The sequence below is a fragment of the Rhodococcus sp. NPDC059968 genome, from assembly GCF_042738615.1.
GTDB lineage: Bacteria > Actinomycetota > Actinomycetes > Mycobacteriales > Mycobacteriaceae > Rhodococcus_F.
In genome coordinates this window covers 41,868-53,610 of record NZ_JBHWUE010000067.1, presented here as the reverse complement: position 1 = coordinate 53,610, position 11,743 = coordinate 41,868, and the positions used below count along the sequence as shown (strand labels likewise).

The 11,743-nt window shown below is 66.4% G+C and carries 10 protein-coding genes and 2 pseudogenes; 3 read left to right on the top strand and 9 right to left on the bottom strand.

Annotated elements, in window-relative coordinates:
- Window positions 1-99 precede the first annotated feature (99 nt).
- The 3 genes and pseudogenes from ACFWAY_RS37595 to ACFWAY_RS37585 all read left to right on the top strand — a co-directional run.
- Window positions 100-1,167 (top strand): annotated as a pseudogene (locus ACFWAY_RS37595) (MFS transporter); the annotation flags it as partial.
- A 22-nt stretch (window positions 1,168-1,189) separates the two neighbouring features.
- Window positions 1,190-1,939: an N-acyl homoserine lactonase family protein gene (locus ACFWAY_RS37590; RefSeq protein ID WP_378514133.1), complete on the top strand. Its 750-nt coding sequence runs from the start codon at window positions 1,190-1,192 to the stop codon at window positions 1,937-1,939.
- Between the two features lie 73 nt (window positions 1,940-2,012).
- Window positions 2,013-3,212 carry an acetyl-CoA C-acyltransferase gene (locus ACFWAY_RS37585; protein ID WP_378514132.1) on the top strand — a complete coding sequence of 400 codons (1,200 nt, stop codon included), beginning with the start codon at window positions 2,013-2,015 and terminating at the stop codon, window positions 3,210-3,212.
- 72 nt (window positions 3,213-3,284) lie between these two features.
- Here ACFWAY_RS37585 and ACFWAY_RS37580 read toward each other — a convergent pair whose 3' ends face one another.
- The 9 genes and pseudogenes from ACFWAY_RS37580 to ACFWAY_RS37540 form a co-directional block, all read right to left on the bottom strand.
- Complete coding sequence (locus ACFWAY_RS37580; protein WP_378514134.1) at window positions 3,285-4,169, bottom strand: XdhC family protein; 885 nt, start codon at window positions 4,167-4,169, stop codon at window positions 3,285-3,287.
- Between the two features lie 48 nt (window positions 4,170-4,217).
- Window positions 4,218-5,828, bottom strand: a pseudogene (locus ACFWAY_RS37575) (xanthine dehydrogenase family protein molybdopterin-binding subunit); the annotation flags it as partial.
- Between the two features lie 15 nt (window positions 5,829-5,843).
- Window positions 5,844-6,365: a hypothetical protein gene (locus ACFWAY_RS37570; RefSeq protein WP_378514131.1), complete on the bottom strand. Its 522-nt coding sequence runs from the start codon at window positions 6,363-6,365 to the stop codon at window positions 5,844-5,846.
- Complete coding sequence (locus tag ACFWAY_RS37565) at window positions 6,362-7,339, bottom strand: FAD binding domain-containing protein (protein WP_378514130.1); 978 nt, start codon at window positions 7,337-7,339, stop codon at window positions 6,362-6,364. Before ACFWAY_RS37565 ends, ACFWAY_RS37570 begins: the two co-directional genes overlap by 4 nt.
- A gap of 4 nt (window positions 7,340-7,343) precedes the next feature.
- On the bottom strand, window positions 7,344-7,958 hold the full coding sequence (locus ACFWAY_RS37560; RefSeq protein WP_378514129.1) for a (2Fe-2S)-binding protein: 615 nt from the start codon (window positions 7,956-7,958) through the stop codon (window positions 7,344-7,346).
- Window positions 7,959-7,986: 28 nt separating this feature from the next.
- The gene (locus ACFWAY_RS37555; protein ID WP_378514128.1) at window positions 7,987-8,778 is read right to left on the bottom strand and encodes a carboxymuconolactone decarboxylase family protein; all 792 of its coding nucleotides are present in this window, start codon (window positions 8,776-8,778) and stop codon (window positions 7,987-7,989) included.
- A gap of 15 nt (window positions 8,779-8,793) precedes the next feature.
- Window positions 8,794-9,282: a cupin domain-containing protein gene (locus tag ACFWAY_RS37550; RefSeq protein ID WP_378514127.1), complete on the bottom strand. Its 489-nt coding sequence runs from the start codon at window positions 9,280-9,282 to the stop codon at window positions 8,794-8,796.
- A 29-nt stretch (window positions 9,283-9,311) separates the two neighbouring features.
- Window positions 9,312-10,421 carry an alpha/beta fold hydrolase gene (locus ACFWAY_RS37545; protein ID WP_378514126.1) on the bottom strand — a complete coding sequence of 370 codons (1,110 nt, stop codon included), beginning with the start codon at window positions 10,419-10,421 and terminating at the stop codon, window positions 9,312-9,314.
- A gap of 423 nt (window positions 10,422-10,844) precedes the next feature.
- A complete protein-coding gene (locus ACFWAY_RS37540) occupies window positions 10,845-11,579 on the bottom strand; it encodes an SDR family oxidoreductase (RefSeq protein WP_378514125.1) in 735 nt (244 codons plus the stop codon).
- Window positions 11,580-11,743 lie beyond the last annotated feature (164 nt).

Genomic DNA, 11,743 nt, shown 5'->3' with positions numbered 1-11,743 from the left:
CATACCGCCGCGCCACCGAGTCCGCCACATCCGTCATAGCTCAACGGTAACGCCCGAAACCAGCTAAAGCGACATTATTTTGTCACAGGCCCTAAGCGGACGCTCATCTCCACGATGTGCCTGATGGGTACCGCCACGGTCATCATCGGTCTGCTGCCCACCGCAGCGACCGCAGGGGTCGTCGCACCGATCCTGCTCATCGTGCTCCGCATAGCCCAAGGGTTGGCCGCGGGCGGTGAATGGGCAGGCGCTGCACTGTTCACGTCCGAGAACGCTCCCAGCGACCGCCGCGGCTTCTGGTCGATGTTCACCAACCTCGGCGGAGCCGTGGCCAACATCCTCGCGCTGTCGACCTTTTTCGTGACCGGCCTCTTCATGAGCAACGAGGCATTCATCGCCTGGGGCTGGCGTGTTCCGTTCCTCCTCAGCATCGTTCTCGTCACGGTCGGCCTCTACGCCCGGTTCAAGCTCGAGGAGAGCCCGATCTTCGCGAACGAGGTCAAGCGGCGCGGGCGAAGCAGTCTCCCGTTCAAGGACGCCTTGGCCAACCAATGGAGGGAGATCCTCCTCGGCGCCGGGGCGCTCGTGTCGTCGTTTGCCTTCGGCTACATCGGGATTGCGTATCTGATCAATTACGGGACCGCTACGCTGCACCTGAGTCAGCACGGCGTGCTCGCGGCCGGGATCTTCGGGAACGTGGTGAACGGGCTGGCCATGATCTCGGGTGCGATCCTGTCCGACAGAATCGGCCGCCGACCTGTTCTGCTGATCGTCAACATGATTGGCATACCCTGGGCGCTGGTCCTCTTCCCCCTGCTCGACACCGAGTCGCCAGTCGCGTTCTGGATCGGCATCACCGTGAGCTTCCTCATCGCCGGCCACGGCTGGGGAGTCTGCGGGTCCTTCCTCTCCGAGCTGTTCCACACGCGCTACCGCTTCACCGCCGCCGGTCTCGCCTACAGCCTCGCCGCCATCCTGGGGGGTGGTATCCCCCCGCTGGTAGCAGCAAGCATCATCGGTAGTCACGGCGGCTTTGTCTTCGGGATCTTCCTGGCGGGCTACTGCCTGGTGGGACTTGTGTGCACGTTCGTCCTTCGAGAGACCCGCAGCAGGGCACTGGACGAACTCCCTCCCGACATCGGATTCGCACGAGCTGAAAACAACTAGACAACTACATCGGAGTGGTCCCATGAGCCTGACGATCAGAGCATTCTCTGTCGGCCGAGTATTCGGCCTCCCGAAGCCCTCGTTCACCTATCTGCGGGGATGGGGCGACACCATGGACCTCCCGCTCATCATGTTCGTGATCGAAGGCGGGGACGCGCCCGTGGTCGTCGATACCGGGGCCGACCTCAGCCGAGCCTGGGACACCCACCGCATCAAGATGGAACAAACTGTCGAGGAACGACCGGAGGTGGCGCTGCGATCCGCCGGGATCGATCCGGACGACGTGCGCCTCGTCGTCAACACACACCTGCATTGGGATCACAGCTCGAACAACCATCTGTTCCCCAACGCACGCGTCGTCGTCCAGCAACGTGAACTCGACTTCGCCCGACAGCCCGTGCCCTGGCACTGCCGGCAATTCGAAGCACTGCCACATATGGACCCCGCCTGGCAGCGAGCCGAGGACAAGATCGTTCCCGTCGACGGTGACACCGAGTTGGCTCCGGGAATCTCACTGGTCGCCTTGCCAGGACACACGCCGGGCTCGCAGGGCGTTCTCGTCGAGGCAGACACCACCCGCTACCTCATCGCCGGCGACTGCGTCTACCTGTACGACAACTGGGAGGGCGACGCCGAAGCCGACCACATTCCCGTCGGACTCTTCACCGATCTCGTCGCCTATCACGAGAGTCTGCTGAAGATCGAAGCCCTTGACTGCGAGGTCATCCCGAGCCATGACTTCCGTGTCCTCGAACGGTCGATTTTCAAGTGATCCCGCCGATTCGCGAGGGCGCCGAACCCCGGCTCCCTGCTGAACATCATCGCCTCACTCCGGAAGGAACCCAGTGACACGAGAAGCCGTCGTCGTCTCCACGGCACGAACCCCGATCGGCAAGGCCTACCGCGGCGCCTTCAACAACACCCAGCCGCAGCACCTCGCCGCCCACGCGATCACCGCCGCGGTCGAGCGGGCCTCGATCGACCCTGCTGAGATCGACGACGTCGTCCTCGGCTGCGCCATGCAGGAAGGCGCCTCCGGACTCAACATCGCCCGCCAGGCGTCGCTGCGCGCATCGCTGCCGGTCACCGTGCCGGGTATGACCATCGACCGCCAGTGCGCATCCGGGCTGATGGCCATCGCCACCGCCGCGAAACAGATCATTGCCGACGGCATGACCGTCACGGTCGGCGGCGGCGTCGAATCGATTTCGCTGGTGCAGAATGATCACGCGAACCGCTACCGGGCCCGCGACCCGTGGCTGGTGGAGAACCTGCCGCAGACGTACATGCCGATGCTCGAGACGGCCGAGATCGTCGCCGAACGCTACGGCGTCTCCCGCGATCGCCAGGACGCCTTCGCACTTCTGTCCCAGCACCGCACCGCCGCCGCTCAGCAGGCGGGGCTGTTCGATGCCGAGATCGTTCCCCTCACCACCACCAAGGCGGTCACCGACCGCTCCACCGGGGAGGCCGGCGGCGAGACGGTCACCGTGACCCAGGACGAAGGCAACCGCCCACAGACCGATCTCGCCGGACTCGCCGGGCTGTGCACCGTCCTCGAGGACGGGCACGTCACCGAGAAGGCCAGCGTCACCGCAGGCAACGCCTCCCAGCTCTCCGACGGCGCCTCGGCCGCCGTGCTCATGGAAGGCCGGGAGGCGGCCCGCCGCGGCCTCGATGTCCTCGGCACCTACCGAGGGATGGCCGTCGCGGGCAGCCACCCGGACGAGATGGGCATCGGCCCTGTCCACGCCATCCCGAAACTGCTCCGCCAACACGACCTGAAGATCGACGACATCGACCTGTGGGAACTCAACGAGGCCTTCGCCTCCCAGGCGGTGTACTGCCGCGACCACCTCGGCATCGACCCCGATCGTTTCAACGTCAACGGCGGCGCCATCTCCATCGGCCACCCCTACGGCATGAGCGGCGCCCGCCTCGTCGGACACGCACTACTCGAAGGGCGTCGCCGCGGGGCCCGATACGTCGTGGTCACCATGTGCATCGGCGGCGGCATGGGCGCCGCTGGGCTATTCGAAATCTGAACCGCATGAACACCATTGGGGAATCCATAAGAAGCGTGCGCCGATCATCTCGAGGTGCGCAGAGGGCCGACTTCAACGGGTGATGGCGACGGCATCGGAAACGTCGCGATGTATGCGCACGCCGGTCTCGGCCAACGGACGACCGGCACCGCCCCACCGTGACGCGACGACCTCGGCCACGATCGATACCGCCGTCTCCTCGGGTGTGCGTGCGCCCAGATCCAAACCGATCGGACTGCGCAGCCGCAACGCGATGTCGAGGACCGGAACATCGAACCTCGGGTCATGGGTGAGCACACAGATCACCTTGGTGGCATCGATCGCGCCGTCATCGGCTTGGGCCGCGAGGTAGCGGTGGGGCCACTCCACGACGACTTCGTCGGCGGCGGGGAACCGGGCGGGAGTCGCGAAGACCGGGCGGGCATCGCACACGGTGACTCGATATCCCAGCAGCGATCCTTGCTGTGCCAGGGCGGCGGCGAAGTCGACCGCACCGAAGATAAGCATCCGCGGCGGCGGCGCATGGCTGGCGACGAAGATCTCCATCCCGTCGCCTTGTCGCTCTCCCTCCGGCCCGTAAGAGAACACGGTGCTGCGGCCGACAGTGAGCAGGCCACGCGCGTCGTCGCGCACCGCAGCGTCAGTGCGCGCCGATCCGAGCGTGCCGGCGACCGTGTCGTTCTCGATCACCAGCCTGGCCCCCACCCTGTTGTCGTCGGGGTGGGCGATGATGGTTGCCACCGCGGTCGGTCGGTGAGCGGCAAGGTTGTCGGCCACAGTCTGAAGCTGAGGGAAGGTGCACTGCGACGCCGCCTCGACGCAGCCTCCCGACACAGATCCTGCGACCACGCCGTCCGGGGCCACGGTCATCGTGGCGCCCGGCAGCCGTGGCGCCGACCTCAGAGTCCGCACCACGGTGGCGACACCCACCGTGCCGCCTGCCCGCCAGACCACCATCACATCCGCCAGCACTTCACGCGTGCGGACCTCCCCGCCGATGAGCCGTCACAACAGGGTGTCCAGGGTGATGGGAAGGCTGGTCACCCGTTTTCCGGTCGCGTTGAACACTGCGTTCGCAACTGCTGCGGGCACGCCGACGATCACCACCTCAGCGAGCCCCTTCACTCCGAGCGGGTCGGCGATCATGTCCTCGGCGGGCACGAATTCCGCGTCGAGGGCGGTGATGTCGGCGTTGACGGGGACCAGGTAGTCGGCCAGGTTGGCGTTGACGATCTTGCCGTCGCGGTAGTCGAGGTGCGTGCCTTCCATCAACGCCATCCCGATCCCGCCGACCATGCCGCCGATGGCTTGGCTATGGGCGAGTTTCGGGTTGATGATCCGCCCGGAGTCGTAGCAGGCGTGCATGCGCCGGACCCGGACCGTGCCGAGCAGTTCGTCGACGGCGACCTCGGCGAACACCGCACCGTAGGCCCACATCGAGTACCGTTCGGCGGCGTCGCCGGCATCCCAGTCCTGTTGGGAATCCAGGCTGTTCCAGCCGCGGCGCCGCAACAGGTCCTGGTACGTCTCGCCGCGGGCCTGGTCATCGGTCTGGAACATGCGGCCGTCGGCGGCACCGACCTGGTCCGGGCGCAGACCGTTCAGCGGGGAACCGGGATCGACGACAGAGGTTCGAATAAATCTGTCACGCAGCATGTTTCCCGCGATGTGCACGGCCGACCCGACGCTGGCCATCGTCATCGAGCCACCGTGCAGGGGCGCGGGAGGGAAGGTGCTGTCGCCGAGCGCGAATCGCACCCGTGACATCGGCACGCCCAGTGCGTCGGCGGCCACCTGGGTCATGGACGTGTACGTACCCGGCCCCATGTCGATGGTGGCGCTGCGGACCTCGAAGGTGCCGTCGGCGTTGGCCCGAGCCACCGCGGAGGAGTCGGCGGTCAGTGTGTGATAGGCCGCAGCCGCGGTGCCGTATCCGATCAGGAGGTTGCCCTCGCGTATGACTCCGGGCACCTGATTGCGACGCGACCAGCCGAAGACGTCGGCGCCGCGGCGAAAGCACTCGGTGACCCGCCGGGTGGAGAAGGGCAGTCCTTCGGACTGGTCGACCACCGGTTCGTTGCGCAACCGCAAGTCGATGGGATCCATGCCGAGCCGGTGCGCCAGGTCGTCCATCGCGCACTCCATGGAGTACGCGCCGGTGACGGTGCCCGGTCCCCGCATGGGTGCGGCCGGGTTGATGTCGAGCGGCACCAGGCGCGCGGTGGAGCGCATGTTGGGAGAGTTGTACATGAACCGCGCGTACGGCGCGTTGGCTTCCAGATACTGGTCGTAGCGCGAGGTCTCGATGGACACCTCGTGGATGATCGAGGTGATCGTTCCCGCCCGGTCGGCGCCGACGGCCAGGCGCTGGCTGCTGGCCGGGCGGAACCCGACCACGCTGTAGAGCTGTTTGCGGGTCAGGACCAGCTTGACAGGGCGAGCAAGTTTGCGTGCGGCGAAACACGTGATGAGTTCATGTGGCCACACCTCGAGCGCGTTGCCGAACGCGCCACCGACGAACGGGCAGATCACCCGCACATTCTCGACCGGGATGCCGAAGGCCTTGGCCAAGCTCGCCTGCGACTGCGGCACGCCCTGCACCTTGTCGCGCACGGTGAGCCGATCGCCGTCCTACCGGGCGACGGTCGCGGGCAATTCGATGGGGTTGTGATTGTTGCGCGCAATGTCGTAATGCAGATCGCTGACCACTGCCGCCGACGCGAGGGCGCCTTCTGGGTCGCCTCGGCTGTAGTCGGGGGTGCGAGTGTTGGGTTCGGCCGGCGCCGCGGGGTCGTGCATGTCGGTGATCTGCGGTGCCTCGGTGTAGCGCGCGGTGACCAACCTTGCGCCGTGGATCGCGGCTTCCGATGTGGAGGCGAGGACCACTGCGATCGGCTGTCCGTGGGAGCGCACCTGCTTCGGGTCGAACGGCAGCGTGACGCCGGTGAAGTCGGTGATCACCTCCAGCACGCCGGAATGCTGTTGTGCAGCAGTGGTATCTATGGAGTCGACCGTGCCGCGCGCGACCGTGCTGTCCACGAGTACGGCGTAGACCAGCCCGGGTTCGATATTGTCGGCGGTGTACGTGGCCTTGCCGGTGACCTTGAGTGGTCCGTCGACGCGGGAGATGGGCCGGCCGCTCGCGAGGGTCATGGCAGTGCTCCGATGGTCGAGAGCTGACGTTCGACGGTCCGCTTGATCAATTCGACTTTGAAACCGTTCTCCGACAATGGTTGCGCGCCGTCGGCTGCGGTGGCGGCCGCGGTGCGCCACAGTTCGGCGCTCGGCGCCTGCCCGATGACAGCGCGCTCCACCGACGGCAGCCGCCACGGCACGGTACCGACCCCACCGACGGCAACCCGCGCGGTGCGGATCCTGCCGCCGGCGATGTCGAGGGCAACCGCCGCCGAGGTCAGTGCGAATTCGTAGGATTCACGGTCGCGGACCTTGAGGTAGCCGGACCGGCGTGCTTCCGGACCGACGGTGACCTCGACGGCGGTGATCAGTTCGCCCGGGCGCAGCGTATTCTCGCGGTTCGGCTTCGTGCCCGGCCGAAGATAGAACTCGCTGAGCGGAATTCGGCGTTCCCCATTGCTGTCTCGCGCGATGACGGTCGCGTCGAGGGCGGTCAGAGCCACTGCGACATCCGAGGCGTGGGTGGCGGCACAGCTGTCGCTGGTGCCCAGGATCGCATGGGTGCGGTTGCGGCCCCCGCTCGCCGCGCACCCCGCGCCCGGTGTGCGGCGGTTGCAGGCCGCGGTGACGTCGCGGAAATACAGGCACCGGGTCCGTTGCAGGAGATTGCCGCCGATGGAGGCACTGTTGCGCAGCTGAGCTGACGCACTCAGTTCCAGAGCCTGCACGATCATCGGGAACTGTTCGCGCACTCCGGGATGCGCGGCGATCTCCGCCATCCGCACCAGCGAACCCACACGCAACCGGCCGGGTTGCACATCGATGTCGCGGTAGGGCAGCGCGTTGATGTCGACGACCGCCTCGGGTCGCTCGACGGTTTCGCGCATGAGGTCGACCAGGGTGGTGCCGCCGGCGACGTAGCGTGCGCCCGACGCGGCGGCGCTGAGCGCGGCTTGCTCGTCGGAAGCCTTGCTGAATCGGAAGGGGAACATGCGTTCAGCTCTCCTTGGCGGCGGTGCCGATAGCGGCCGCGATGTTGGTGTAGGCCCCGCAGCGGCAGATGTTGCCGCTCATCCATTCCCGGATCTCGGCCGGTGATCTGGTGCGGCCCTCGCGTATGCAGCCGAGGCCGGACATGATCTGGCCCGGGGTGCAGGCGCCGCACTGGAAGGCGTCTTCGTCGATGAACGCCTGCTGCAACGGATGCAGCCGGTCGCCGTCCGCGACTCCCTCGATGGTGGTGATCTCGGCGCCGTCGTGCATCACAGCCAACGTCAGACAGGAGTTGACGCGCTGCCCACCGACGAGGATGGTGCAGGCACCGCACGCACCCTGATCGCAGCCCTTTTTCGTACCGGTCAGCTCGGCGCGCTCACGCAGCATGTCCAGCAGCGACGTGCGGTTGTCGACGGTCAGTTCGCGTTCTTCGCCGTTGATCCGCATCCGCACGACCGATGTCTGTGCCTCGCTCGCCCCGTTCTCGGAGTCACCGCAGGCGGCCAGCAGCGGTGCCGCCACTACGGCGCCACCGACCGCCAGCGAGGATCCGACGAAGGTCCTGCGATTGATTTCCTTCCGCCAGGGGGCGTTGCTACCGTCCAGCGCGCTCATAGGCGTTACCTCCTCGATTCGGGACAACTCACCGGCGGGCTTCGAAAATCTCTTTGAAGACCGGCATCGCGGTGAACACATACGGCCAGCCGGCGTAGAACGCGACCTGGGTGAGCACCTCGGAGGCCTGGGCCTGTGTGAGGCCGCTGTCCATCGCGCGGGTCAGGTGCGAGCGGATCTGCCCGGTGAGACCGGTCGCGACGAGCGCGCTGACCGTGACCAGGCTGCGGTCGCGGGGCGCCAGACCGGGGCGCAGCCACACATCCTGGAACAGCACGTCCGTGGTGAACCCGAGCACGCCGGGTGCCGCCTGGCCGAAATCGCCGTCGACCCGGTTGCGGCGTGCGGTCTCCCACTCCTGGTCGACCGGCAGGAGTTGAGGTGAGACGTCCGGCAGCTGCGCGGCGTCGATACCGCGGGCATCGAAGACGGGTTTGGCGGCTTCGACGGCACTCATCGCGTTAGGCCAGCCCGAGTAGAAGGCCAGGTGGGTGATGATCTCCGATACCTCGGTCGGGGTGACGCCGTTGGCGAGCGCTCGATCGAGGTAGAAGGGAAGTTCCACGCTCTGGTTTCGGGCGATCAGGGCAGCGAGGGTCACGATGCTGCGGTCGCGGGCGGACAGCTCGGTCCGCTGCCACAGCTGGTCTTCGAGGACTTCGTCGCCGTAGCGTTGCAGCGCCGGGGAGACCGAATCGACAGACTCCACCTTCGCCGCGGGCGAAGGCGAGGACGCGGGGTTGTTCTCCGAGCATGCGGTGGCCAGCACCGACAGCGAGACGATCGTTCCCGGGACAGCGACCCATCTGGACAGTTTCATCAGAAGTTCCTTCTCTCAGAGGTAGTACTGTTCGGGGCCGACTTGCTCCATCCAGGTGACACGGCTGCCGTCGACTGCCTCGGCGACGGCGATATGCGTCATCGCGTCCACGGCGGTCGCCCCGTGCCAGTGCTTGACGTCCGGCGGAATCGTCACCACGTCGCCAACCGTCATCACCTGCTTGGGGCCGCCCCATTCCTGCACCCACCCGGTACCCTCGGTCACGATCAACGTCTGACCTGCGGGATGGGTATGCCAGGCGGTCCGGGCGTGCGGCTCGAAACCGACCTCACCGCCCGAGGCTTCGAGGTGATCGGTCGCGCCGAACAGTGACCTACTCTGCACCTGACCGGTGAAATTCTCCGGGGAACCGGGAGCCGCAGGCCGAGAAATCTCGGGGCAGACGCCGATCTGAGGGCTTCCGGCGTGGGCGGGCGCCGCGATGATCACGGCGCCCAGCAAGGCTGACGTCGACAGCAGGGCGGCCTTGGAGGACAAACGCACGATATCGCCTTTCACAAAGGGGAGTTCGGCTACTTGCCGTCGAGTTGCTTGTCGGCGAGGAACTTCGAGACTTCGTCGGCGATTTGGGTGTTGTTGAGGTCGGAGAACGGGAAGTGGGTATTGCCGATGATGCCGATCTCGGGCAGGTGGACGACGGTGGCGTCGCCGCCGTGGCGGTTGACTGCATCGGCCCACAGCCGTGCCATCTCGAGTCGGGCCCGCCAGCTGTCCTGATTCGGCTGATCGGTGGGCTCGCTGGGGATGTTGTCGCCGTAGTAGATGACGATCGGAATCTTCGTCAGCGCGGTGAACTGTTCCATCGGAACGGTTTCCGGGCTGAGAGTGTCGAAGCCGTTCGGGATCGGTTGTGGTGCTTCCCCTTCGGGGAAGACAAATCCGCTGCCCGGCTCGAACGCGACGATACCCTTCACGTCGGGATTCTTCATGGCGGTTTGCCAGCCGGGCCCGCCACCTTGGGAGTGGGTGAAGAGGATCCCCTCGCCGATCCTGTCGAACAGGGCTGACAGGCTGTCGGAGATGACCCCGGCGTCGAAGGGACCGGTGTTGGGTGTCATCGAACGGTAGAACTGGTCCAGGGCTGCGGGGTCGCTCGGGAACTGCACCCCGGGGAACATGTCCGGCCAGGTCCCGAGGCGGAACTGGTTGAACCACAGTTGCTCGTCCGGGGTCGGGGTGACGGTGGTGCCGACCATGCCGCGGCCCGCGTCACCGCGCCGCGGCTGGTCGACGAGATAAGTGGAGAACTGTTTGCGCAGGAACAGGTTTTGGAAACCTTCCCGGCCGTCGGCGGTGGTCTCCCAGGTCTTGGCGGACTGGCCGGCACCGTGCAGCATCACGATAGGCAGGTTCCGGGTGTCTTGGGGCACCTGGTAGTAGGCGTAGGCGTGGTCGCCGTGATAGGTCTGTCCCTGCGGATCGGCGGGACGACGAGGATCGAACTGGCCGGGCGCGGTTGTCATGGTGCCGCCGACGGTGAAGCTGCCCTGCTCGGCGATGGTGAGTCCGGTCGCAGGTGAGTCACTTCCACTCTCGCCGGAGCTGCAAGCGGTGAGCGCAGCGGCGACGGCCACTGCGAGGGCGGCCATCCGTGTCCGCGTGCCGATCGTTGTGGTGTGCATATCGTTTTTTCTCCCGACTAGAGCGTGTTCTGCGAAATATTGGCGGTCGGATGGTCGATGCTGTCCCGGTGCTGCGTGCCGGCGAGATTTCCAACGTTCCCGGGGACTGCGATCAACGGGGCCGCTGGGAGCGAGATCAGATCTCGCGGAGGACATCCCGAATCCCTGTCCCGCAACCCGGGGAGGTGTGTCACACCACGCATGCCGCATGACGATAGAGAAACTGTCGATGCGTTCTGTGTGAAAAGATGTGAGCTTCCTATGAAGTGCCCGTCGGCTCACTCGGCCGTAGCTGGCCCGAGGCTCAACTCGCCGGTGCCGACCATCGACCCGATCAGCAGTACCGCGCTGCCACTGGGAAGAAATCCCGGCGGAAATACTGAACCGGTCCACCCGGTGTCGTGCGGGTGGACTGGATCGCCGTCAGCCGAGTTGGCCGGCGGGGCGGAGCAGGATCTCGTTGATCGCCAGGTGACGGGGGCGGGCGAGGGTGAAGGCGATGACCTCGGCGATCTCCTCGGGCTTGACCGCGGCCGCGTCGTAGCCCTGCTGCACGGCCTGCCTGGTGGCCTCGTGGGTGATGTGGGTGGGCAGCTCGGTGTCGACGACACCCGGTTCGATCAGCGTGACCCGGACGTCCGGTAGCAGTTCCTGGCGGAGGGATTCGGACCATCCGTTGACGCCCCACTTGGTGGCGGCGTAGACCCCGTTGGTTGCCCTGGCCGTGCGTCCGGCGACGGAGGAGATGTTGATGAGGTCGCCGCCGCCATCCTTGAGCTGGTCGAGGAAGACCTCGGTGGCGGTGATCGCGCCGAGCAGGTTGACCTCGATCATGTTGCGGTAGTCGGCGCGCTGTTCGGAGGAGAACGGGCCCAGGAGCATGGTTCCGGCGTTGTTGACCAGCACGTCGGCCCCGCCGAGCTCGTCCTGCACCCGCTGGGCTGCGGCCACTAGTGCGTCGCGGTCGGTCACGTCGGCCTGGATCGCGATCGCACCGTCACCGAGCTCGGCGGCGAGAGCCTCGATGCGGCCGAGGCGGCGCGCCAGGAGCGCGACGCGGTACCCGTCGGCATGGAGGGCGCGAGCGGTGGCTGCGCCGATCCCGGACGATGCGCCGGTGATAACCGCAACACGGGGAAGGTTCTGGGAGTCAGTCATGTGATTGGTTTCCTTCTGATTGGTCGGGGGGTCTCGCAGTGGCAGCGACCCGACATACGGTGGGATGCTCGCCCTGCTGCCTTTCCAGCACACCATGGTGACTCCGAATGCGGGAGTAACCGGCTATCCGTGTACTGGTATTACTCTTTACCGCCGTCGGTCGG